The 22,618-nt window shown below is 58.3% G+C and carries 21 protein-coding genes; 12 read left to right on the forward strand and 9 right to left on the reverse strand.

Annotated features, from left to right (window positions below; genetic code table 11):
• Window positions 1-85 precede the first annotated feature (85 nt).
• Entirely contained in the window at window positions 86-349 is a 264-nt protein-coding gene (locus KHU29_RS18625; protein ID WP_211454606.1) for a hypothetical protein, read from the reverse strand.
• A 267-nt stretch (window positions 350-616) separates the two neighbouring features.
• Between KHU29_RS18625 and KHU29_RS18630 the strand changes: the two genes are divergently transcribed.
• The 7 genes from KHU29_RS18630 to KHU29_RS18660 all read left to right on the forward strand — a co-directional run bounded on the left by KHU29_RS18630 (window position 617) and on the right by KHU29_RS18660 (window position 7,798).
• The gene (locus tag KHU29_RS18630) at window positions 617-895 is read left to right on the forward strand and encodes a type II toxin-antitoxin system RelE/ParE family toxin (protein WP_211454607.1); all 279 of its coding nucleotides are present in this window, start codon (window positions 617-619) and stop codon (window positions 893-895) included.
• 10 nt (window positions 896-905) lie between these two features.
• Window positions 906-1,217: a HigA family addiction module antitoxin gene (locus KHU29_RS18635; protein WP_211454608.1), complete on the forward strand. Its 312-nt coding sequence runs from the start codon at window positions 906-908 to the stop codon at window positions 1,215-1,217.
• Window positions 1,218-1,572: 355 nt separating this feature from the next.
• Entirely contained in the window at window positions 1,573-3,798 is a 2,226-nt protein-coding gene (locus KHU29_RS18640) for a TonB-dependent hemoglobin/transferrin/lactoferrin family receptor (RefSeq protein WP_211454638.1), read from the forward strand.
• 27 nt (window positions 3,799-3,825) lie between these two features.
• On the forward strand, window positions 3,826-4,914 hold the full coding sequence (locus tag KHU29_RS18645) for a hemin-degrading factor (RefSeq protein WP_211454609.1): 1,089 nt from the start codon (window positions 3,826-3,828) through the stop codon (window positions 4,912-4,914).
• 2 nt (window positions 4,915-4,916) lie between these two features.
• The gene (locus KHU29_RS18650) at window positions 4,917-5,819 is read left to right on the forward strand and encodes a heme/hemin ABC transporter substrate-binding protein (RefSeq protein ID WP_343216074.1); all 903 of its coding nucleotides are present in this window, start codon (window positions 4,917-4,919) and stop codon (window positions 5,817-5,819) included.
• 32 nt (window positions 5,820-5,851) lie between these two features.
• On the forward strand, window positions 5,852-6,958 hold the full coding sequence (locus KHU29_RS18655; protein WP_211454612.1) for a FecCD family ABC transporter permease: 1,107 nt from the start codon (window positions 5,852-5,854) through the stop codon (window positions 6,956-6,958).
• 18 nt (window positions 6,959-6,976) lie between these two features.
• The gene (locus KHU29_RS18660) at window positions 6,977-7,798 is read left to right on the forward strand and encodes a heme ABC transporter ATP-binding protein (RefSeq protein ID WP_211454614.1); all 822 of its coding nucleotides are present in this window, start codon (window positions 6,977-6,979) and stop codon (window positions 7,796-7,798) included.
• 48 nt (window positions 7,799-7,846) lie between these two features.
• Here the strand turns inward: KHU29_RS18660 and KHU29_RS18665 are convergent, their stop codons facing one another.
• From KHU29_RS18665 to KHU29_RS18695, 7 genes are all read right to left on the reverse strand, one after another.
• The gene (locus KHU29_RS18665; RefSeq protein WP_211454616.1) at window positions 7,847-9,328 is read right to left on the reverse strand and encodes a DNA recombination protein RmuC; all 1,482 of its coding nucleotides are present in this window, start codon (window positions 9,326-9,328) and stop codon (window positions 7,847-7,849) included.
• A 62-nt stretch (window positions 9,329-9,390) separates the two neighbouring features.
• Complete coding sequence (locus tag KHU29_RS18670; protein WP_484793071.1) at window positions 9,391-9,765, reverse strand: group II truncated hemoglobin; 375 nt, start codon at window positions 9,763-9,765, stop codon at window positions 9,391-9,393.
• Between the two features lie 137 nt (window positions 9,766-9,902).
• The gene (locus KHU29_RS18675; protein WP_211454640.1) at window positions 9,903-12,404 is read right to left on the reverse strand and encodes an ABC transporter permease; all 2,502 of its coding nucleotides are present in this window, start codon (window positions 12,402-12,404) and stop codon (window positions 9,903-9,905) included.
• Entirely contained in the window at window positions 12,404-12,988 is a 585-nt protein-coding gene (locus tag KHU29_RS18680) for a DUF4126 domain-containing protein (RefSeq protein ID WP_211454618.1), read from the reverse strand. The genes KHU29_RS18675 and KHU29_RS18680 overlap by 1 nt, the downstream gene beginning before the upstream one ends.
• 201 nt (window positions 12,989-13,189) lie before the next feature.
• Entirely contained in the window at window positions 13,190-14,281 is a 1,092-nt protein-coding gene (gene aroC, locus KHU29_RS18685; protein ID WP_211454619.1) for a chorismate synthase, read from the reverse strand.
• 145 nt (window positions 14,282-14,426) lie between these two features.
• A complete protein-coding gene (locus tag KHU29_RS18690) occupies window positions 14,427-16,313 on the reverse strand; it encodes an MFS transporter (protein ID WP_211454620.1) in 1,887 nt (628 codons plus the stop codon).
• Between the two features lie 166 nt (window positions 16,314-16,479).
• Window positions 16,480-16,926, reverse strand: a complete 447-nt coding sequence (locus KHU29_RS18695) for a CBS domain-containing protein (RefSeq protein ID WP_092416296.1) — start codon at window positions 16,924-16,926, stop codon at window positions 16,480-16,482.
• Between the two features lie 150 nt (window positions 16,927-17,076).
• On the opposite strand from KHU29_RS18695, the gene KHU29_RS18700 reads away from it, so the two are divergent.
• Genes KHU29_RS18700 through KHU29_RS18710 form a run of 3 tightly spaced genes read left to right on the forward strand, consistent with a single transcriptional unit; the run spans window position 17,077 to window position 19,631 of the window.
• Window positions 17,077-18,399: an O-acetylhomoserine aminocarboxypropyltransferase gene (locus KHU29_RS18700; protein WP_211454621.1), complete on the forward strand. Its 1,323-nt coding sequence runs from the start codon at window positions 17,077-17,079 to the stop codon at window positions 18,397-18,399.
• 1 nt (window position 18,400) lies between these two features.
• Entirely contained in the window at window positions 18,401-19,282 is an 882-nt protein-coding gene (locus tag KHU29_RS18705) for an alpha/beta fold hydrolase (RefSeq protein ID WP_211454622.1), read from the forward strand.
• A 31-nt stretch (window positions 19,283-19,313) separates the two neighbouring features.
• Window positions 19,314-19,631, forward strand: coding sequence for an Mpo1-like protein (locus tag KHU29_RS18710; protein ID WP_211454623.1), 318 nt, complete (start codon window positions 19,314-19,316; stop codon window positions 19,629-19,631).
• Window positions 19,632-19,839: 208 nt separating this feature from the next.
• On the opposite strand, the gene KHU29_RS18715 is transcribed toward KHU29_RS18710, so the two are convergent.
• Window positions 19,840-21,159, reverse strand: a complete 1,320-nt coding sequence (locus tag KHU29_RS18715) for a YihY family inner membrane protein (RefSeq protein ID WP_211454625.1) — start codon at window positions 21,157-21,159, stop codon at window positions 19,840-19,842.
• Window positions 21,160-21,257: 98 nt separating this feature from the next.
• On the opposite strand from KHU29_RS18715, the gene wrbA reads away from it, so the two are divergent.
• Entirely contained in the window at window positions 21,258-21,896 is a 639-nt protein-coding gene (wrbA, locus tag KHU29_RS18720) for an NAD(P)H:quinone oxidoreductase (RefSeq protein ID WP_211454627.1), read from the forward strand.
• The gene (locus KHU29_RS18725; RefSeq protein WP_244544951.1) at window positions 21,893-22,336 is read left to right on the forward strand and encodes a DUF2069 domain-containing protein; all 444 of its coding nucleotides are present in this window, start codon (window positions 21,893-21,895) and stop codon (window positions 22,334-22,336) included. Before wrbA ends, KHU29_RS18725 begins: the two co-directional genes overlap by 4 nt.
• The last annotated feature ends 282 nt before the right edge of the window (window positions 22,337-22,618 follow it).

Below are 22,618 nucleotides of genomic sequence, written 5' to 3' on the forward strand. Positions count from 1 at the left end.
GCCGCCATCACGTTAAAACAGGACACCAACTCAAGTATGATGTCCTGCCGAAAACACTGCTTTAATTGTCCGGGAAGCGCTGGCGTCAAAACGACGTGCATTGGATTAAGCCGGGGTGACTAAAGCAAGTTGTCGTAGCCGGGTAACGTTCGGTATTGTCTTTTGTGTCCAGCCGCAGCACGCAACTACGCCATTCGTCGGAATTGCCTTTATACCCCAGTCTGTCGCAAGCCGGTCCGTAGATGCGCATCATCTGGTCGACATCGCGTTGCGCCTGGGCGGCACGTTCGGCGTCCGTCGCGCAACCGGCCAGCATGGCGACCGCCGCCAGGATCATGAGTGTACGCATAAGAAACTCCTTCCTTTCGGTTCTGTTCAGCAAGCTACGATGAACTCCGGTTTTTCTACTTGTGGCAAGCAAATGCATGAACGGGCATCGCCTATTGTGACAATAGTATAGGCCAGAGCCTATTGCTTCACCGTTTCCTATTATGCATAGTTGCTACCAGATGTAACTTGCGAGACGGTCGTTCCCCATGGCAAGAATACATTGCCTCCATCCACCCATGGCATTTAACGTTTGACGTATAACGCCTAACGTAATACCCTTCCAATTATGATACTTAGCTTCTGCTGTGGCGATACTGAAGCCTTGTTTGCAGGTAAACGCGTTGCAAAATTTGCAAACATTACCAATGTTGCGGAACGAAAGCTTCAGCAGTTAGACAGTGCGGTGACACTTAATTTTGTCCGTTCGCCGCCCGGTAACCGTTTAGAGGCGCTAGCTGGCAATCGCTCTGGCCAGCACAGTATCCGGGTGAATGATCAATGGCGAATCTGCTTCGTTTGGACTGCCCGAGGAGTGGAGAATGTTGAGATGGTTGACTATCATTAGGAATCAAATCATGAGCAAAATCAAAAATGGCATGCGGCCAATCCACCCGGGAGAAATTCTGCGGGAGGAATATCTGAATCAAATCCCGATGAGCGCAAATGCTCTCGCGATAGCGCTGCACGTCCCGGCCACTCGCATCAGTGAAATCGTGCACGAGCGGCGCGGCATAACCGCCGACACCGCGTTACGCCTTGCCCGATTCTTCGGCAATGATGCACAGTCCTGGCTGAATCTCCAACAAACCTACGACCTTAAAATTGCTGAAAAAGAAATCTTGGCTAAGATCACAAGGGAAGTTCAACCTCTGGCACAGGCTGCCTGACGTTGATCTTGATCTGCGTAGGGTGGGCACGCTTTTGTGCCAACGCGTTACTGTGATAAACGGAGTACAAACTCTCGCGGCGCGGAAACAGGCGCATGTACGTGGTGTGAATTCCGCGTGGGCACAAAAACGTGCCCACCCCACGCGACTGCTAACATTTGCTTGATTAATAACTTGTAAATAGTAATAATTCTCATTTATAATCGACTCAACGTAATGCAATCTCGTGGATTGCCTGCCCTCAGATACTTCTCTCTTTCCAGCCAGCCGCATCCCCAGCGTCGCCAGCCACTCAACAAGTTTGACTGTTTTGGAGCACGACGCTTTGCCCAATTTATACCCAACCCGCATCGCGATGCCAGGAATGCCTGCAGCCGCCAACTTTGCCGTCTTCGCCACGATCGCCGTATCGCTGCCGGTTTTTGCCCAGAGCGCGCCGCAGCTGCTGGCAGGCACCTATGCCACCAGCCACACGCTCGACGAAATATCGGTGACTGCAACCCGCAGCGAGACCGCGGTGTCACGCACGCCCAGCAGTATTTCCGTGATCAACGCCGACACCATCGAAGAACAGCAGCCCAGGGACGTCAAGGATCTGCTGCGCTACGAACCTGGCGTCACGGTCAGGCACGGGCCTTACCGGCCATCGTCGGCGGCTACCGCCGGTGGCCGCGGCGGTAACGAAGGCATCAATATTCGCGGGCTGGAAGGCAACCGGATTCTGTTGATGGAAGACGGCACACGCCTGCCGAGCGCGTTTTCGTTCGGGCCGCTGGAAGCCGGCCGGGGCGACTATGTGCAGATGGATATGTATAAACGGGTGGAAATCCTGCGCGGACCGGCATCGGCCATGTACGGCAGCGACGGCCTGACCGGCGCCGTCAACTTCATCACCAAGGATCCATCCGACTTCCTGAAGATTTTCAACAAGCCGACTTACTTCTCGATCAAACCCAGCTACGACTCTACCGATGGCAGCACCTCGACTACTGCCGTCGCCGCTTTCGGCGGCGAACGCTTCGAAGGCTTGATCATCGCCAACAAGCGCGACGGCCATGGGGTTGACACCAAGGGCACACGCGATATCGTCGGCCCCAACCGCGATACCGCCAATCCGCAAAACGTGCATGGCAACGGGCTACTCGGCAAGCTGGTATTCAAGGCCAGCGCCCAGGATACCTTCACCGCCACCATCAATCATCAGGAACAGAAAACCGACTCCAACGTACTGTCCGCGGTTACGGCAAGTACGCTGGCATTGCGCGCTAACGATAAACTCGAACGCAATCGCTACAGCCTCGGCTACGATTTCAAGGACGCCAACAATCCTTATTTCCAGAACGCCCATGCGCAGATCTACTACCAGGACGCCAGGAATCATCAGTTCTCCTATGAAGACCGGTTCCCGGCAGTTGATCGCACACGCGACAACACCTATCAGGAACGCACCTACGGCGCTTCGGCGCAGGCCGAAAGCGGCTTCGCCACCGGCATCCTGCAGCACAAGCTGGTTTACGGTTTTGATCTCAGCACGGCACGCATCAGCGGACTGCGCGACGGCACCATTCCTGGCGTCGGCGAATCGCCGTTCCCCAACAAGGCTTTCCCGAATACAGACTACTCGCTGTTCGGCGCTTTCATCCAGGATGAAATCCGGCTGTCGCAAAACGGCGCGCTCAGTATCACGCCCGGCTTGCGCTTCGACGGCTATCGCCTGACACCGGATGAGAATGATCCGTCCTACACTGGCAAACCCACCAAATCGAGCGGCAGTGCCGTATCGCCGCGGCTGGCATTGATGGTTGAGATCAGCCCGGCACTGCTGCCTTACATCCAGTACGCACGCGGTTTCCGCACGCCGACGCCGGACCAGGTCAACAACAGTTTCGGCAATCCGATCTACGGCTACGCCACTATCGGCAATCCAGATCTGAAACCGGAAACCAGCAACACGTTCGAACTCGGCTTGCGCGGCAAACTGGACGGAGGCAACAGCGTCCTGCGCTACAGCACGGCGGTCTTCACCGGCAACTACAACAATTTCATCTCACAAGAAGTGGTGGGTGGCAGCGGCCGGCCGTTCGTCGATCCGCTCATCTACCAGTATGTCAATCGCGCTAAGGCCCGCATCAGCGGCGCCGAAGCGAGAATCGACTGGCAACTGGCCAACGGCCTCGGCTTCAAGGCCGGTATGGCTTATACCAAAGGTCACACTGAAGGCGCCGACGGCAGCAGCACGCCGCTCGATACGGTCAATCCTTTCATGGCGGTATTCGGTTTGCGCTACGAACCTGGCGAACGCTGGTACGGACAAACCGACTTCATCTACCAAAGCGCCAAACGCCGTAGCGACATGAGCAAGCAAACCGACTTTGCACCACCGGCTGCCTTCGTCATGGATCTGCGCGGCGGCTACACCATCAGCAAGAACGTTGCGCTGTTCGCCGGCATCCACAACCTGTTCAATCGCCAATACTGGAACTGGTCGGATGTACGCGGCCTGGCCGACAGCTCGACAGTGAAAAATGCTTATACCGCCCCCGGCCGCAGCTTTAACGTCGGCTTGAAATTCCAGTATTAATTCAACTTCCCGGACAAGGAGAAAACAATGCCTACCACCAGCCCATCCAAGCAACGTGATCAACAGCAATTGCGCGCGGATTTCTTAAACGCTAAACGCGAACAGAAACTGCGCAATCGCGATGCCGCCGCCGCGATCGGCATTACCGAAGGCGAAGCCATTGCCGCCTGCGTCGGTATCGAGGCAATCCGCTTGATGCCGCGTTTTGTGGAATTGTTTGAAGAAGTGCCGCTGCTCGGCCCGGTCATGGCGCTCACCCGCAATGACAGCGCCGTGCATGAAAAGGACGGCACCTATCAAAAGATGAGCCATAACGATCTGGTCGGCCTGGCGTTAGGCGAAGCCATCGACTTGCGGATTTTCTATAAACAATGGCGCTTCGCTTGCGCCGTGATTGAAGAAATCGCACGTGGCGCCGAAAAGACAACGCAAAAAAGCCTGCAGTTCTACGACCTGCACGGTGAGGCAGTACACAAGGTGTTCTTGCGCGAACACAGCAATCACGAAGCCTTCGATGCGTTGGTGGCGCGCTGGCGCGATCCTGACCAACAACCCGGCATGAAGGTAGAACCAGTGCCGCCAGCAGCCATCGACAGTCCCGATTCAGAAATCGATGGCGACGGCTTCCGCGCCGCCTGGAAAGGCATGACCGACACCCATCAGTTCTTCGGCCTGCTGCGCGATTTCGGCGTCAGCCGGACCCAGGCGCTGCGACTGGCGCCACCGCAGTTTGTGCGCCAGGTCGACAACAGCGCTACCCGTAGCATATTGGAGCAAGCTGCCGCCAGCGCGTTACCGATCATGGTTTTTGTAGCCAACCGCGGCATGATCCAGATCCACTCTGGCGCAGTCGCCAACGTCAAGGTAATGGGACCTTGGCTAAACATACTGGATCCCGGCTTCAATCTGCATCTGCGGGAAGATCTGATTGCTTCGAGCTGGGTGGTGAGCAAGCCGACTAGCGACGGCGAAGTCACTTCACTCGAAGTGTTCGACCATGATGGCAATACCATCGCGATGCTGTTCGGCGTACGCAAACCGGGTCAACCAGAACTGACCGCATGGCGCGCCGCGGCCTTGAGTTTGCCGCTTGCAGCAAGCATGGCGGAGGCGTAGACGTGAAGTCGCACATCAATGCACAACGGCGCTTGCTGTTAAGCGGCAGCGCGGCCAGTCTGCTGTTAAGCGCCCTGCCCGCTCTGGCGACGACAAAAGCCGCAACGGCCACCACACCACGCCGCGTGGTGGTGGCCGGCGGCGCCATCACCGAGGTGGTGTATGCGCTGGATGCCGGTGCGGTCCTGATCGGCGCCGATACCACCAGCACCTATCCCGCCGCAGCGCTGGCGCTGCCCAAGATGGGCTATCAGCGCGCATTGTCGGCCGAGGGCGTGTTGTCGCTGCATCCAGATCTGCTGCTGGCATCTGCGGATGCCGGCCCGCCGACCACGCTGCAACAGATTGCCGCGGCGGGAGTGCGGGTGATCCGGCTAGGTGAGCGGCATGACGTAAATACCGTACGTGGAAAAATTACCGGTGTAGCCTCTGCACTCGACTTGGCCGCACGCGGTAAGACGCTGCTACAACGCTTCGACGGCGAATGGCAGACTGCTTTGGCGTTGGTTCAAAAACAGCATCCGGCCAAGCCGCCGCGCGTCCTGTTCATCCTCAGTAATAGCGGCACGCAGGCCATGGTTGCCGGCCGCGACACCGCGGCCGACGCCATGATCCGCTACGCCGGAGCAATCAACGCTACTTCGGACGGCAAAGGTTTCAAAGGCTACAAACCCCTGACCGCAGAGAGCGCGGTTGCAAGCGCGCCCGACATCCTGCTGATTGCCAGCGAAAGCCTGGCGGCGATAGGCGGCGTCGACCGATTACTGGCTAGCCCAGGCATTTCCCTGACGCCGGCAGCTAAAGCAAGGCGAGTAGTGTCCGATATGGATTCGCTGTTGCTGCTTGGCTTCGGGCCGCGTCTGCCGCAGGCGCTGAGCCAACTATCCACCCAACTTTATTCCTGACCATTGATCATCAATCATTAACTAACGCTGCAATGTCATCCTCATTTCCTAGCGCACTGCCCGGTTCTGTAGCCGCTGCTGTCCATGTACCAGAGTTGCCGCGTAAAAGCCGGCAACGCACGGTGCTGGCGGTTCTGTTACTGCTATTGATCGTCACCACGCTGTTATGCGCCGCATTGGGCGCTTATCAAATCGATCCCTGGCGCATCCCGCTGCTGCTGTGGCCTGGCAGCCAGCTTGACATGGCAGATACGCAAACCCGCGCGGTGCTGATGGATATCCGCTTGCCGCGGGTGCTGCTGGCGATCCTGGTCGGCTGCGGTTTCGGCGCCGCCGGCAGCGCCATGCAAGCCTTGTTTCGCAATCCGCTAGCCGATCCGGGCCTGATCGGCGTCTCCAGCGGCGCCGCGCTCGGGGCGGCACTGACCATCGTGCTGGGCACCACGCTATGGCCGGATGCATTGCGCGTGGTCGGCATTTACGCACCGATGCTGGCCGCTTTCATCGGCGCCCTGGCGGTGGCGATGCTGGTGTATCGGATCGGTGCTGCCCGTGGCCGTCTGGCGCTGCCCCTTCTGCTGTTGGCTGGCATCGCCATCAATGCCATCGTCGGCGCTGCCATCGGCCTGCTGATCTATGTCGCCAGCGACGACCAGCTGCGCACACTCACCTTCTGGAACCTGGGCAGCCTGGCCGGCGCGCAATGGTCTTTGCTGGCGGTGGCGACGCCGGTGGTGGTATTCAGCATCGCCGCCCTGGCGCGACATTCCGCCGCGCTGAATGCCATGTTGCTGGGAGAGGCAGAAGCCATGCATCTGGGCGTGCCGGTACAAGCCATCAAACGCCAGGTGCTGATTGCCAGCGCGCTGTGCGTCGGCGCGCTGGTGGCTTGCACCGGCACCATCGGCTTCATCGGCCTGGTGGCGCCACACTGCATCCGCCTCGCCTGCGGGCCGGATCAGCGCGTGGTGCTTCCGGGGGCGTTGCTGTTCGGCGCCATCCTGACTTTGGCTGCGGATCTGATCGCGCGCACCGTTGCAGCGCCGGCCGAAATGCCCTTGGGTATCCTTACCGCGTTGCTGGGCGGGCCGTTCTTCATGGTGCTGCTGTGGCGCCGACGCGGGCAACTGGGCCTCTAACCAATCTGGAATAGCACGATGTTAATGGCAAGCGATCTCTCACTGCGGCGCGGCAGCAAAACCATCTTGCGCAATCTCAGCCTGCATATCCAGCCGGGTGAAATCGTCGCCCTGCTGGGTCGCAACGGGGCAGGTAAAAGCACGTTGCTAAAAGCCATGTCCGGCGAGTTTCACGGCAAGCTGCAAAATAGCGAGGCGCAACTAACCGGACATATTTCGCTCAACGGCATACCACTTGCGCAGCTGAGGCCGCAGCAACTGGCCACTACTCGCGCGGTATTGCCGCAAAGCGTGCAATTTTCCTTTCCATTCACCGCCATGGAAATCGCGTTGCTGGGCCGTTATCCGCATGGCGGTGGCGGCAGCATGAACGACCGCCTGATCGCCATGGAAGCGCTGGCGCTAGCCGGCGCCGCCGCGTTGGCAGAGCGGGATGTCACGACACTCTCCGGCGGCGAGTTGGCACGGGTGCAATTCGCCCGCGTGCTGGCGCAATTGCGGCCGCAACATGAGCATGAGCAATCGCAGCCTGTCCCCCGCTATCTGTTGCTTGATGAACCGACCGCCGCCCTGGATCTGGCGCATCAACACCATTTGCTCAACACTTTGCGGCAGTTGGCGAAAGAATGGAATATCGGCGTTCTGGCGATCATGCACGACCCCAACCTGGCGGCGCGCTATGCCGATCAGTTGGCGTGGCTAGCGGACGGCGCCCTGCTGGCACAGGATACGCCGGCGCTGACCATGACGCCGCATATCGTCAAGACTTGCCTGGGGATTGATGTCGACGTAGTCCGGCAAGCCGGCAAGCCGCCGTTCGCGATGCCTTGCATGGCCTGACGCCGATCAGCGCGAACGCGGCCATAAGGCAACGCCGAAGACGTTGTTTCAGCTTTCGTCGTCGGGCGCCAACTCCGGCTCCGGCTCTTTACCCAACAGGCGCTGAGCAGCGTCGCTCGGCAACGCCTCTACCGATTTCAACTTGCGCGCCATCTGGCGGCTGCGCACTTCCGCCTGGTCGATATTCTTGGCGGCCCGTTCCAGCGTCAGTTTGGTAGCCGCCAGCACGTCGCCGAACTTGCCGAATTCGGTCTTCACCGCGCCCAGCACTTGCCATACTTCAGACGACCGCTTCTCCAGCGCCAGCGTCCGGAATCCCATCTGCAGACTGTTCAGCAAGGCCGACAAGGTAGACGGTCCGGCAATGCTGATCCTATGCACCCGCTGCAATTCATCGGCAAGGCCGGGACGCCGCATCACTTCGGCATACAGGCCTTCAGTCGGCAGGAACAGGATGGCAAAATCGGTGGTCAGCGGCGGCGACAGGTATTTCTCGGCAATCGTCTTGGCTTCGCCGCGCACCGCACGTTCCAGTTCGCGCGAAGCCAATGCCACGCCTTCGGCATCGGCGCGATCAGCGGCGTCGGCCAGGCGCTCGTATTGTTCTTTCGGGAACTTGGCGTCGATCGGCATCCACACCGGTGTGCCGCCATCGTCATTGCCGGGTAACTTGATAGCGAACTCGACCCGCTCACCGCTGCCAGGAACGGTTTCCACATTCTTGGCGTATTGCTCCGGCGTCAGCACTTGTTCCAGCAACATCTCAAGCTGTACTTCACCCCAGGTACCGCGCGTCTTGACGTTAGTCAGCACGCGTTTGAGGTCGCCGACACCGATCGCCAGCTGTTGCATTTCACCCAACCCTTGATGCACCTTTTCCAGGCGATCGGAGACGATCTTGAACGATTCGCCCAGGCGCTGTTCCAGTGTTGCATGCAATTTTTCATCCACGGTCTTGCGCATTTCTTCGAGACGCAAGCCGTTGTCGTTTTGCAGATCCTTGATCTTGGCTTCCAGCGTGGCGCGCACTTCTGCCATCCGCTGCGCATTCGATTCGGTGAGTGCCGCCAACGTCTGGTTCAGGGTATCGCCGAAACGCTTGAGCGACTGCGCCTGTTCTTCGCGATTGGTCTGCGCCTGCTGGTTCATCGCCAGCCGCATGCTGTCGAGCTGCTGGGCGTTGGTTTCGTTGAGCTTGACCAGTTGCTGGGCAAAGGTATCGATCTGGTTGTTTTGCAAAGTCGCGACGCTGGTCATCTGCGCCGCCAGGGTTTGCTGCAGCTGGCCGAAGTTACTGCCCAGCTCCTGGCGCATGCCTTGCGCGCTGATTTGCACCTCGCCGCGCAGTTCGCGTTGCTGGCGCTCGCCGCGGTCTTGCTGCTCTTGCTGGTGGCGTTGCAAATCGCTCTGCAATTGCTGCAGTTGCTGCGCCGGATCCGTGCCCCGTGAACTACGTACGATGGCGATAATTTGCAGCACGACGATGACGGCGGCAACGGCTAGCAAGATAAGCAATTCTGATGATGTCATGTATTCCTGAATTGATTGAAAACTGCGAAATTGAAAACTGTAAAGCTGCAACTACAGAGAAATCACGGATGGACGACGTCGGGCTTGTTGCGCATCCAGTCTGCGGTCTGGAAGAAGGACGTCAGCAGATGCTCCTGCAGCCGCTCCTCCATGCCGACATCCTGCATCGCCAGCGCCATGCAGCGCAGCCACTGGTCGCGCTCCGGTGAGGCAATCCCATACGGCAAATGACGGGCGCGCAGGCGCGGATGGCCGAATTGTTCAATATACAAATCGGGACCGCCGCTCCAGCCGCTTAAAAACCAGTAAAACTTGTCACGCGAACCATCCAGCGTAGTCGGATGCAAGGCCCGGATCACGGAAAATTGGGGCTCCAGGTCCATCAGGTCGTAAAAACGGTCGACCAGTTCGCGCAGCTTGCCGGCGCCGCCGATCATGTCGTAGAGGCTGGCCTGTTGCTGCTCCGCTGGCGCATTGGCGGTAGTGGTGTGTTCTGTAGTCATGGGGAAAAATGGTAGCGTAAGCCGGCATTATCCCCGAAATGACGTGACAGGGTTGAATCAAGCCTCGCGACTCAAGCCTCGCGCAAGGTTTGCAAAGGCGGTTGATTCAACACATGCCGCAATCCGACCCAGCCACCGGCAAACGTGCAGATCGCACCGATCGCCATCCCGGCCAGCCATACCAGCGGGCTGAAAGTCCAGGTAAAGTTGAATACATAGTGCGCCAGGGCCCAGCCGATTGCCGCAGCGCCGCTGGCCGCCAGGAAGCCGGCGAGACTGCCGATCAAGCCGAATTCTATCCATTGCGATTGCGACAATTGCTTGCGGGTTGCGCCCAGCGCACGCAGCAGGCCGGCTTCGCGGGTCCGTTCGTCTTGCGACCCGACCAGCGCCGCATACAGCACCAGCGCACCGGACAGCAGCGTAAACAGGAAAAGGAATTCGACCGCCGCCACAACCTGATCGATCACGCCCTGGATCTGCTTGATGACGCTACCGATATCAACCACCGTCAGATTCGGAAAATCGCGCGTCAACTCGTTGCTGAAATTGGCATGCGCATCCGGCAAATTGAAAGCGGTGATCCAGGTTTGCGGCATGTCGGCCATCAGTTTCGGATTGAGGATGACAAAGAAATTGACCCGCATCGAGCCCCACTCCAGCTTGCGCAAGCTGGTAATCGGCGCACTCACCAGCTGGCCGGCGATGTCGAACTGCAGTGTATCGCCAAGCTTCAGGTTCAAGGTCTTGGCCAGGCCTTCCTCAACCGATGCGGCGGCTTGCGTATCGTCAAACCAGCGGCCGGCGCTCACCGTGTTCTGGGCCGGCACCTGATTCATGGTGGACAGGTTGAATTCGCGGTCGACCAGGCGCTTGGCCTTGTCTTCGGGATAGGTATCGGCGGTGATCGGCTTGCCGTTGACCTGGGTCAGGCGGCCGCGAATCATTGGAAACAGTTGCGGCTGGGCGATGCCGATCGCTTGCAAGCGGTGCGTAATCTCGGCGCGTTGGTCATCCTGGATATTGATCACAAAACGATTAGGTGCGTCAGCCGGCGTCGCCTGGCGCCAGGCGCCGACCAGATCGCCGCGGATGACCGTCAGCAGCAGCAATGCCATCAAACCCAGCGACAGGGCGACAATTTGCACGATGGTCGCCACCGGCCGCCGCTGAAGGGCAGTCAACGCAAAGCGCCAGCTCGGATGGCGCGACAAACTACGCACATGGCGCGAGGCTTTCAGCGCCAGCCAGCCCAGCAAGGCGAACACGGCAAAGCCGCCCAAGAATCCGAGCGCGGTCAGCAAACCCAGTTTTACATCGCCTGCCTGCCACAACAGCAAGCCGATAAATGTCAGCGTGCCAAGCCCGTAGGTAGCCAGCACCAGCGCTTGCGGGGCATCTTGCTCGCGCCGGATCACGCGGTTATGCGGCACATTGCGCAGTTGCAGGATAGGCGGCAAGGCAAAACCGGTCAGCAGCAGCATGCCGGTGATCAAACCTTGCAAGGCCGGCATCACGCTGGCGTTCGGCAAATCGCTGGCGACAAATTTCCCCAGCAGATCGAGCAACATGAAATGCGCGCCGAAGCCGAGCACCACGCCAATCAAACTGCCAGCCAGGCCGACCAGCAAGAATTCCAGCAAATATAATTGCGTCACCTGGTTTTGCGTCAAGCCCAGGCAGCGCAACATGGCGCAGGCATCCAGGTGGCGCAGCATGAAGCGGCGCGCCGCCATTGCCACCGCAACTGCTGCCAGCAAGGCTGACAACAAACCGACCAGGGACAGGAATTGCTGGCCGCGATCAAGTGTCGCGCGCATTTCAGGGCGACCGTTTTCCAGGCCCTCGATACGCACGCCTTTCAGGTTTTCGCGGCTGATATCGCTCTCTACCCATTTCTGGAAGTCCTGCACCTGTTGCGGGGCGCCGGCCAGCAGCAGGCGATAGGTAACCCGTGAGCCGTCCTGGATCAGTTTGGTGGATGCCAGATCGGCCATCGACAACATCACGCGCGGTGCAAAATTGATGAAACCGCTACCGCGGTCGGGTTCGACCACCAGCACTTTGGCAATCTTGAAAGTACGGTCGCCGAGCTTGAGCGGATCGCCCACCGCCAGATTCAGCGCGGTCAGCATATTGGAATCCAGCCAGACGGTGCCTGCGGCTGGAGTCTGCCGGGTTTTGGCATCCGTACCGGCGACGCTATCGGCAACCACCAGGCTGCCGCGCAACGGATAGCCGGCGCTGACTGCTTTCAGCGAAGCCAGCTGCGACCTGGCGCTGTCGCCCTCGCCGGCGATGGCCATGCTGGGAAACACAACCGTGTCTGCCAAAGTCAACTGGCGGCGTTCGGCCTCTTTGCGCCAGCTGGGGGTTATACGCTGATCGGCCGAAATCAACAGGTCGGCACCCAGCAGCTGGTGCGCGTCGCGGTTCAGCCCGGCGCGCATCCGGTCTACAAAAAAGCCGACTGCCGATAAGGAGGCGACGGCCACAATCAAAGCTATCAGCAAAAAACGTAATTCACCTGCGCGCCAGTCGCGCTGGGTCATGCGTAGAGACTGCAAAAAAATCATGTGGCAAGCCTTTGAAATACCCAACGCAGGCCGCGCCACAACTTGGGCAGCAGCCAGATCGCAAACAGGAAAAACAGGAACAGAAACGCAAACAACAGCCAGGGATGGAAAAACGCTGCCCATAATCCACCGAGCACAGTCGCATCTTCGGAAAACGATGCAGTCCAGTTGCTCAAAGGTTCCGGCGTGGTGTTGATCATGGCCCGGCTGCCGGCCTTGGTAGCGTGCGCTCCCAGCGCAAAAGTGCCGCCTATCAACGCTGCCACCGTAGTCCAGGCTGGATCCATATGGCCCATGGCGGCTACCGCGAGGATCGCGCCGGCCGGAATCCGGATAAAGGTGTGGACCGCGTCCCAGACTGAATCAAGCCCGGGAATCTTATCCACCAGAAACTCGATGGCTGCCAGCAAGCCGGTAACACCGATCACCCATGGCGATTCCAGTATCTGCAGCGCCTGCGGCAGATCGATCCACCCCAGGCGGCCGAACCAGCCGGCAATGAACAGCGCCATATACAGGCGGATGCCGCTGGCCCACGATAAGCCACCGGCCAGCGCAGCGCTGGAAAGTGTATCAATCATGATGTCCCCTCTTTCTCCGGATTCAATCTGGTTTTGAGTGTTACAGCTAGCGTAACGTAAACCTGCATCAGGCGCGCAAGATTAGCTATCTTGCAGCCGAATTCAGCCACAGGATTCGGCAAATCGACAACGCATAGGGAAGAGAAAGGTCGCCGCCAAGCCTTGGCTGTGGCGGCGCCAGGGGAACTAGCGCCAGAAGAACTACTTGGAATCGACCAGCGGTGCAACCTGCACATCGCCGCATTGGGCGCGATGCCGCAGGGCATGGTCCATCAGTACCAAGGCCAGCATGGCCTCGGCAATAGGGGTCGCCCGGATTCCGACGCAAGGGTCGTGGCGGCCGAAGGTTTCGACCGTGGCCGGATTACCTTGCTTGTCGATCGACTGCCGCGGCGTACGGATACTGGATGTCGGCTTGATGGCGATCGACACGGTGATGTCCTGGCCGCTCGAAATACCGCCCAGGATGCCGCCGGCGTTATTGGTCAGGAAGCCGTTGCGGGTAATTTCATCGCCATGCTGCGATCCCTTTTGCGCCACCGAGGCAAAACCGGCACCGATTTCCACGCCTTTGACAGCATTGATGCCCATCATGGCGTAGCCGATCTCGGCATCCAGCTTGTCGTACAAAGGTTCACCCAGGCCGACCGGCACCTTGGAGGCGACAACATCGATGCGGGCGCCGCAGGAATCGCCATCTTTGCGCAACGCATCCATATATGCTTCAAGTTCGGCGATCTGGCTAACGTTGGCGGCAAAAAACGGGTTATTCGGTACGTGGTCCCACGACTCGAAAGCGACAGGGATTTCGCCCAGCTGGCTCATGCAACCCTTGAAAGTCGTGCCGTATTGCTGCTTCAGCCACTTCTTGGCGATGGCCGCAGCGCCGACCATGGGTGCCGTCAGGCGCGCCGAGGAACGGCCGCCACCGCGCGGATCGCGGATACCGTATTTTTGCCAATAGGTAAAATCGGCATGCCCGGGGCGGAAGGTATCGACGATATTGCCGTAATCCTTGCTGCGCTGGTCCTGGTTGCGGATCAACAGCATGATCGGGGTGCCGGTAGTCTTGCCTTCATAGACGCCGGACAGGATTTCCACCGTGTCCGGCTCCTGGCGCTGGGTCACGTGGCGTGAAGTGCCTGGTTTACGGCGATCCAGGTCCGGCTGGATATCAGCTTCGGACAATTCCAGTCCCGGCGGGCAGCCGTCGACTATGCAGCCGATGGCCGGGCCGTGTGATTCGCCGAAATTGGTGACGCTAAACAAACTGCCGAAGGTATTGCCGGGCATGATGATCCAGATAAAAAAAGGGCTGAAAAATGTGATTTTACCAGCGCAGCCGCCGTGATAGTGAATCGGGCGCCATAATCGTTGCTTTTTTATTATCGCGTTACGCGTGGGAACGATCGGTACGATCGCCCCACCCGACCCAGTTTTACTGCCAGGCACCGCGTAAAGTCTGTACTTGCTGCTGCAAATATTCCGGTGTCGCCTGCGTCGGCGCTATCGCTTCGCCCACCGTCAGCTGCAAAGCTGACAGCGGACCGCGCTTGAACGAGCGTTGGAAGGGATTACCGGCGCTACGAGTCCACATGCTGCCCCACAAGCCGCTCAATGCCATCGGGATCACTGGCACTGGCGTGCGTTCAACGATTTTCTTGATGCCACCGCGGAATTCGTTCATTTCACCGGTGCTGGTCAACTTACCTTCCGGGAAAATACAAACCAGGTCGCCATCTTCCAGCGCAGCGGCGATTTGCGCGAAGGCGCGTTCCATCAACTCAGGATTTTCCTTGGCCGGCGCAATCGGAATCGCCTTGGCGGTTTTGAACAGCCAGGCCAGCACCGGGATTTTGAAAATCCGGTGATCCATCACAAAACGGATCGGCCGAGGACTAGCCGCCATGATCACGATCGCATCGACGTAACTGACATGGTTGCAGACCAGCACCGCGGCACCCTCGTCCGGAATACGGTCGCGGTTGACGGTGTGAACCCGATGAATGGTATGAATCACTATCCAGGCCACGAAACGCACCAGGTATTCCGGCACCACCGTGAATATATATATCGCCACAATGGCATTGAGAATCGCGGTGACCAGGAAAATCTGCGGAATCGTGAAGCCGAAGCTCAACAGCGTCATCGCCACCAGCGCCGCCACCACCATGAACAAGGCGTTCATGATATTCATGCCTGCAATCGTGCGCGACAAATGCCTGCGGTCGCAACGGGTCTGGATCACTGCAAACAGCGGCACGATATACAAGCCGCCGAACAGGCCGATCATCACGCAGTCGAACAGGATGCGCCAGCTGCCATGCTGCTGCACAAAGCCGGCCATGTCGACCATCGCGGTATTGGTGTAGCCCAGGCTGGCAAGAAACAGGTCGAGGCCGAACACCGACAGGCCGATCGCGCCAAACGGCACCAGACCGATTTCCACCTTGTGGCCCGACAAGCGTTCGCACAGTAGCGAACCGGTGCCGACACCGAGCGAGAATACCGTCAGCAAAAGCACAAAAACACTATGGTCTCCATGCAGGTAATTTTTCGCATACAAGGGAAACTGCGCCAGCACGATCGCGCCGTAAAACCAGAACCATGAGTTGGCCAGCATGGCCAGGAACACCGGCCGGTTCTTGCGGGAAAAGCCCAGGTTACGCACCGTTTCGGTAATCGGGTTCCAATTGATCTGCAACGCCGGCTCGGCGGCCGGCGTCAGTGGAATGCCGCGGCTGAACAGCCAGCCGATGATCGCAATCGCCAACGTGCCACCCGCCACCAGCTCGATACCCCACGGCTTGTGCACCACCAGCACCGCGCCCAGCACTTCACCCAACAGGATGCCGACGAACGTTCCCATCTCGATAATGCCGTTGCCGCCGACCAGTTCATCCTGGCGCAGCTGCTGCGGCAGATAGGCATACTTGACCGGCCCGAAAATGGTCGAATGGACACCCATGCCGACCACGGCCAGAATCAACAGCCACAGGTTATGCGTCATCCAGCCCACGGCGGCGACCGCCATGATGATAATTTCCAGCACTTTGACATAACGCGCGAGGCGCGATTTCTCGAACTTGTCGGCGAGTTGGCCGGCGGTCGCAGAAAACACCACAAACGGCAAAATGAACAAACCTGGAATCAGGTTGTTCAACAGATTGACGTCCATGCTGGTCCAGCTCAACGCCTCGTAAGTCAGGATCGTCAGCAAGGCGGTCTTGAATACGTTGTCGTTGAAAGCGCCAAAAAACTGGGTCCAGAAGAAAGGCGCGAAACGTCTCTGGCGCAGCAGGGCAAATTGACTGGATTTGGACATAGGTGGACTAATGGGAAGGGCGCGCCATGGCAGCGACGAATGAATTACTGTTTTAATATTTTTTTGAAGCTTACGCAATTACACAATTACGCAATTTCGTTACGCAAAAAAACCGTTTGCGGCATCTTACTGCCACAAACGGTTCCGGACAAATTTATAACGAACCTTATTCGTCGGCGTTGGACGGCCAGTCGCGAATATAGGCTTTCAGCATCTTGTTTTCAAAACCTTGGGCATCCAGCACCGCCTTGGCCACGTCATAAAACGACATCACGCCCAGCAAGGTGCGGGCATCCATGATCGGTACATAGCGTGCGTGGCGCTCCAGCATGATGCGGCGCACTTCGTTGACTTCGGTATCGGGCGTGACGGTAATCGGGCTGTCGTCCATATGCTTGCGCACCGTGTTGCTGCCGACCGCACCGCCGTTCTGGTGAATCGCATTCATCACTTCACGGAAAGTCAGCATCCCCACCAGCGTACCGAACTCCATCACTACCAGCGAACCGATATCTTTTTCCGCCATCGTATTGACGGCGTCGATCAACGGCGTTTCCGGCGTCACGGTGTAAAGAATATTGCCTTTGACTTTGAGGATTTCAGAAACTTTCATGGGGCCATCCTGCCTTTGCTTGAGTTATGCTTACTTCTTACTTATCTATATCCAGAATGTAGCCTAAGCCAGACTAAAAATCTACCGCGCAGCGCAGCACGAGTAGAGCGAGTTCTCATATTTCAAGAATAGAAGGAGACAGCCAGTACCATGAGTACCCCCCATTACCCCGGCTTCGACACCTTGTCGCTGCACGCCGGCAGCGTCCCCGACCCGGCCACCGGCGCCCGCGCCACGCCGATCTACCTGACCTCGGCCTTTGTGTTCAAGGATTCCGACCACGCTGCCTCGCTGTTCAATATGGAGCGCGCAGGCCACGTGTATTCGCGCATTTCCAATCCCACCAACGCCGTGCTGGAAGAACGCATCGCCGCGCTCGAAGGCGGCGTCGCCGGGATTGCCGTCGCCAGCGGGCAAGCAGCCATGCATCTGGGCCTGGCCACCATCGCCGGCGCCGGTTCGCATGTCGTGGCGTCGCGCGCCTTGTATGGCGGTTCGCACAACCTGCTGTCCTACACCTTGAAACGCTTCGGCATCGAAACCACCTTTGTCGACCCCGGCGATCTGGATGCCTGGCGCGCGGCGATCCGGCCGAATACCAAAGTGCTGTTCGGCGAGACGCTCGGCAATCCGGGGCTGGACGTGTTGGATATCCCGCGTATCGCGGCTCTGGCGCATGAACATTATCTACCGCTGATGGTGGACGCCACGTTTACCACGCCGTATCTGCTGCGCCCGTTCGATCATGGCGCCGACCTGGTGTTCCATTCGGCCACCAAGTTCCTGTGCGGCCACGGCACCGCTGTCGGCGGCCTGCTGGTGGACGGCGGCACTTTCGATTGGCAGCAAGCATATGAAAAAACCGGCCGCTTCAGCGAGTTGTGCGAGCCGTACGAAGGTTTCCACGGCATGGTCTTTTCGGAGGAATCGACAGTCGCGCCGTTTTCCTTGCGCGCCCGCCGCGAAGGCTTGCGCGATTTTGGCGCGGTGATGAGTCCGCACAATGCCTTCGCCATCCTGCAAGGCATCGAGACGCTGGCGCTACGTATGGAAAAACATGTCGCCAACACCCGCAAGGTGGTCGAATTCCTGGCGGCGCATGCTGCGGTCGAGTCGGTCGCCTATCCTGAATTGCCTTCGCATCCCGGCCATGCACTGAGCAAGACTTTGCTGCCAAAAGGCTGCGGCGCGGTGTTCTCGTTCAACCTCAAGGGAGATCGCGCGGCCGGCCGGCGCATGGTGGAATCGCTCAAGATATTCTCCCACCTGGCCAATGTAGGCGATGCCAAATCGCTGGTCATCCATCCGGCCTCGACTACCCACTTCCGGGTTCCGAGCGAGCAGTTGGCGGCTTCCGGCATTACCGAAGGCACCTTGAGATTGTCGATAGGCCTGGAGAATGTCGAGGATCTGATTGAAGACCTGGCCTACGGTCTCAAGATGTCGCAACGCGCTGAGCGGAAGGAAAAATGAGATGTTACTAAAAACACATTTCCGCGGCACCGATTACGATACTTATTGCTATACCGGCGGCAAAGCATTCAATCCGTCGTTGCCGACCGCGGTGTTTATCCATGGCGGTCAAAACGACCATTCTGTGTGGATCTTGCAAACCCGCTATTTCGCCCATCACGGCTTCAGCGTGCTGGCGGTGGATCTGCCGGGACATGGGCGCAGCCAAGGCCCTGCCTTGGCCACCATCGAGGAACTGTCAGACTGGTTGAGTGCGTTGCTGGATGCCGCAGGTGTTACCAAAGCGATCCTGATCGGACACAGCATGGGGTCGCTGATCGCACTGGAAAGCGCCGGCCGTGCTGCAAATGCAAGCTCGGCGCGTATCGCCGGCATTGCGCTGGTTGGCACGGCATATCCGATGAAAGTCGCCGATGCGCTGCTTGATGCCGCCAATAATGCGCAGCAAAGTGCGATCGACATGGTGAACATCTGGTCGCACTCGACCATGTCGCCCAAACCTTCAGCTCCCGGTCCGGGATTTTACGTACAGGGAGCCAGCCAGCGCCTGATGCAGCGTATTGCTCGCCAGTCCGACAGCAAGCCGACCGTGTTCTATACCGACTTTGCCGCTTGCAACAGTTACGCAAACGGTGAACTGGCCTCTCAGACAGTGACTTGCCCTACCCTGTTCCTGCTCGGCCAACGCGATGTCATGACACCGGCCAAAGCCGCGGCCGGCCTGATTGCTGCGATCAAACACGCCAAGGTAGTGCAGGTCGAAGCCAGCGGCCATGCATTGATGGCGGAACAGCCGGATGCGGTACTGGATCATTTGTTCAAGTTTGCCACGACGGCGCTGCGCTCTTCCACAGCGGTTGCACCTGTCATCAACGGGGATTAAGCTTAAATAACAGTAACTTCGAGGAGACGCCATGCCTACCGTACTTGAAAAGAAATACGAGACATTTGCCGAGTTCTATCCGAGTTACCTGAGCCAGCACAGCAACCGCACTTGCCGCCAACTGCATTTCACCGGCTCGACGCTGGCGCTGCTGGCGTTGGGCGCGCTGGTACTGACCGGCGCCTGGTACTGGTTGCCGGTGGCGCTGGTGTGCGGTTACGGCTTTGCCTGGGTCGGCCATTTCGTGTTCGAGAAGAACCGTCCCGCTACCTTTAAACAACCGCTCTACTCTTTCCTTGGCGATTGGGTCATGTACTGGCAGATGCTGACCGGCCAGGTTTCTTTTTAATTAACTATGTAAAAAACGGTTCACAGCAATGTGAACCGTTTGTACCTTAAGTTTGTACCTTAAAATAGCGATTAATTTACATTTAGACATCGCGGAAAACGGCAATCGCGGCTATCGAATGACCACAAAACAGCTTTCGTTTTTAATAAACACCAGGCGCCCGACTTACAAAGGCGTGGCGCAAGTCAGCTATTTCTGGATACCGGGATTAGGGCGCGGGCACTGATGCGGCGGCACTATCAAGCTGCGTTTGTTCTAATCCGCCTTCGATAAAATACGCCGCCAGCGTCTGCTCCAGGCCTTGTTCTATGGCAGTTTCAACCTGCCATGCCAGCGCCGATTTGCTCACCTTCGCCGCCACCAGGTTACACACGAACAAGCGGTAGATATCTGCGAGTTTCAGGCCATCCGGATTGGCCAGCAAAATCCAGCCATCGATACTGACGCGCACTTTACGCCCCCACTGGCTTCGGGCCTGCATCTCGGTCTGCACGCAGCCGACCCAGCCGATCTCCAGCATTTGCTGCAGCAAGCTTTCCGACTCATCGAAACCCAGTCGGGTTGCGCGCCGTATCTGGCCCGCATCCACCGCGGCAGAATTGCCCTCCGTCCTGGCTTGATACAGCACGCCCAATACCGCCATCGCATCAACGAAAGCGCTGCCCGGTGTCGGCACATGCCACCAGCGTTCATATTTCACTACCGGCAGCGCCGCTACCAGCAAGGCGCCGACCAGCGTGATCATCCATAGCATGTAGATCCACAACAAGAAAATCGGCAAGGCGGCCAAGGCGCCGTAGACCATGGTGTAGGTCGGGAACTTGATCACATAGGCAGCAAAGAAACGCTTGGCGATTTCAAATGCAATACCGGCCAGCAAGCCGCCCCAAACCGCATCGCGCCAGTCCACCCGTTGATTCGGCACCGCCACGTATAGCAGGGTAAACGCACCGGTAGTCAACGCTATCGACAGCAGCGTATAAAACCAGTTGCCGACCCAGCTCATGACCAGGCCATTCGTAACCGCCGAAATATTGGAAGTAACGCTGATCGAAATGCCGATCAGCAGCGGCCCCAGCGTGATGATCGCCCAATACACCAGTACCCGGTGGATCCACGGGCGTTGGGTCTTGACCCGCCAGATGCGGTTGAACACGTGGTCGACCGTCGACATCGTCAAGACCGAAGTCACGATCAGCGCGATGCCGCCGACCGCCGACAATTTGGCCGATTTACTGGCAAACTGATTGAGAGAATTCAGAATCGTATCTGAGAACCCCCGCGGCATCAGGTTATGCACGAAATACTGTTCCAGCGAGGCGCGAAAAGTGCCGAACAATGGAAACACGGTAAAGATCGCCAGCGCGATGGTCAGCATCGGCACTAGTGCCAGAATCGAGGTAAAGGTCAGGCTGCCGGCCACCTGCGGCAGGCGCTCCTCGTCCAGGCGGCGCGCCGCGAACCGAAACAGATCGCGCAATTCCGACCAGGACAGGCCGCGTAATCTGGAAAATTTTATTGACTTCATGTTTTACCTAATCTTGCCCGCCAGCGTTGCTGCCGAGCTTCGCGATCCAACGCGCATTTGCAGCGTGAACCGACGCTAAAGCGCCCTATAATACCAAAATGAACTCATCAAATATTAACGTTAATACACCAATTCTGGTTTTGTACTACTCCCGCCATGGCTCGACCCGCAAACTGGCCGAACTGATCGGCCAGGGAATAGACGCCGTGGCCGGCTGCGAAGCGCGTTTGCGCACGGTGCCGGCGGTGTCGACCGTGACTGAAGCCAGCGCCCCCGATATCCCGTCGGAAGGTGCGCCCTATGTCGAACTGGCGGATCTGCACGAATGCCAGGGCCTGGCTCTGGGATCGCCAACCCGCTTCGGCAACATGGCCTCCGCCATGAAGTATTTCTGGGACGGCACCAGCACTGACTGGCTGGCAGGCACCTTGGCCGGCAAACCGGCCTGCGTGTTTACCTCCACCGGCAGTTTGCACGGCGGCCAGGAATCGACGCTGATATCGATGATGACGCCCTTATTGCACCATGGCATGCTGGTAATGGGTCTACCCTACACGCTGCCAGAATTAATGACAACCGCCAGCGGCGGCACGCCATATGGCGCCAGCCACTGGTCCGGCATGAACGGCACGCATCCGATCTCTGCCGAGAGTCGCATACTGGCGATCGCCCAAGGACGGCGCCTGGCAGAAACCGCCTTGAAGTTGAATCCCAAGCGCAACACAGCGAGGGCATGATGACCACCAAACTAAAACCCGGCGTATCGACCCACCCCCTGCCACATGCAGCACGCCAGCCACGCTTCTTCTATTTCGGCGCAGTCGGCAGCCTGCTAGCCCTGATCGCACTCGGCCTGGCCTGGGAACTGGCGCTGGCGCCACTGCGGCCTGGTGGTTCCTGGATGGTATTGAAAGTGGTGCCGTTGCTATTTCCGCTACGCGGCGTATTGAAGCGCGACGTCTACACCATGCAATGGGCCTCGATGCTGATCCTGATCTATTTCACCGAAGGCATAGTGCGCGCTACCAGTGACAGCAATCTTCTGTCCAGCAGGCTTGGCTGGGTGGAAACTGCGCTTAGCTGCATTTTTTTCCTGTGTACGATTCTTTACCTCCGGCCTTATAAAAAGGCGGCAAAGGAAGTAGCTAAGCAGGCGATCAAGAAGGCGTCGCAATAGTACAAAATCCCCGCGGTTGCGGTGGCTTTTGAAGTTGAAGTCCGCATGGGGACCTGACCGAAGGGAAGGCAGTGGCTTTGCGGTCGCCTTTCTTTGCGTACTTTCGGGCGCCCGGCTAGGGGCGAAGCAAAGAAAGTATGCGGCTGCCGGGCCGCCCCCATACGCGCTAACCAAAATTCTGATTGCGGGTTAACATTGCGAAATTAAAATGAATCTCGCAAAAGATAATGGTCGCCGAAGAGTACAAAAACATAAGTGAAGACTGGTCGAAAATAGTGAAAT

Origin of the sequence: Collimonas antrihumi (genome assembly GCF_018304965.1) — a bacterium.
Taxonomy (GTDB): domain Bacteria; phylum Pseudomonadota; class Gammaproteobacteria; order Burkholderiales; family Burkholderiaceae_D; genus Collimonas; species Collimonas antrihumi.

Excerpts from the sequence above, each read along its gene's own strand:
- KHU29_RS18625 (WP_211454606.1), bottom strand. The coding sequence starts at position 349 with ATGCGTACACTCATGATCCTGGCGGCGGTCGCCATGCTGGCCGGTTGC.
- KHU29_RS18630 (WP_211454607.1), top strand. The coding sequence starts at position 617 with ATGATACTTAGCTTCTGCTGTGGCGATACTGAAGCCTTGTTTGCAGGT.
- KHU29_RS18635 (WP_211454608.1), top strand. The coding sequence starts at position 906 with ATGAGCAAAATCAAAAATGGCATGCGGCCAATCCACCCGGGAGAAATT.
- KHU29_RS18640 (WP_211454638.1), top strand. The coding sequence starts at position 1,573 with ATGCCAGGAATGCCTGCAGCCGCCAACTTTGCCGTCTTCGCCACGATC.
- KHU29_RS18645 (WP_211454609.1), top strand. The coding sequence starts at position 3,826 with ATGCCTACCACCAGCCCATCCAAGCAACGTGATCAACAGCAATTGCGC.
- KHU29_RS18655 (WP_211454612.1), top strand. The coding sequence starts at position 5,852 with ATGTCATCCTCATTTCCTAGCGCACTGCCCGGTTCTGTAGCCGCTGCT.
- KHU29_RS18660 (WP_211454614.1), top strand. The coding sequence starts at position 6,977 with ATGTTAATGGCAAGCGATCTCTCACTGCGGCGCGGCAGCAAAACCATC.
- KHU29_RS18665 (WP_211454616.1), bottom strand. The coding sequence starts at position 9,328 with ATGACATCATCAGAATTGCTTATCTTGCTAGCCGTTGCCGCCGTCATC.
- KHU29_RS18670 (WP_484793071.1), bottom strand. The coding sequence starts at position 9,765 with ATGATCGGCGGCGCCGGCAAGCTGCGCGAACTGGTCGACCGTTTTTAC.
- KHU29_RS18680 (WP_211454618.1), bottom strand. The coding sequence starts at position 12,988 with ATGATTGATACACTTTCCAGCGCTGCGCTGGCCGGTGGCTTATCGTGG.
- aroC (WP_211454619.1), bottom strand. The coding sequence starts at position 14,281 with ATGCCCGGCAATACCTTCGGCAGTTTGTTTAGCGTCACCAATTTCGGC.
- KHU29_RS18690 (WP_211454620.1), bottom strand. The coding sequence starts at position 16,313 with ATGTCCAAATCCAGTCAATTTGCCCTGCTGCGCCAGAGACGTTTCGCG.
- KHU29_RS18695 (WP_092416296.1), bottom strand. The coding sequence starts at position 16,926 with ATGAAAGTTTCTGAAATCCTCAAAGTCAAAGGCAATATTCTTTACACC.
- KHU29_RS18700 (WP_211454621.1), top strand. The coding sequence starts at position 17,077 with ATGAGTACCCCCCATTACCCCGGCTTCGACACCTTGTCGCTGCACGCC.
- KHU29_RS18705 (WP_211454622.1), top strand. The coding sequence starts at position 18,401 with ATGTTACTAAAAACACATTTCCGCGGCACCGATTACGATACTTATTGC.
- KHU29_RS18710 (WP_211454623.1), top strand. The coding sequence starts at position 19,314 with ATGCCTACCGTACTTGAAAAGAAATACGAGACATTTGCCGAGTTCTAT.
- KHU29_RS18715 (WP_211454625.1), bottom strand. The coding sequence starts at position 21,159 with ATGAAGTCAATAAAATTTTCCAGATTACGCGGCCTGTCCTGGTCGGAA.
- wrbA (WP_211454627.1), top strand. The coding sequence starts at position 21,258 with ATGAACTCATCAAATATTAACGTTAATACACCAATTCTGGTTTTGTAC.
- KHU29_RS18725 (WP_244544951.1), top strand. The coding sequence starts at position 21,893 with ATGATGACCACCAAACTAAAACCCGGCGTATCGACCCACCCCCTGCCA.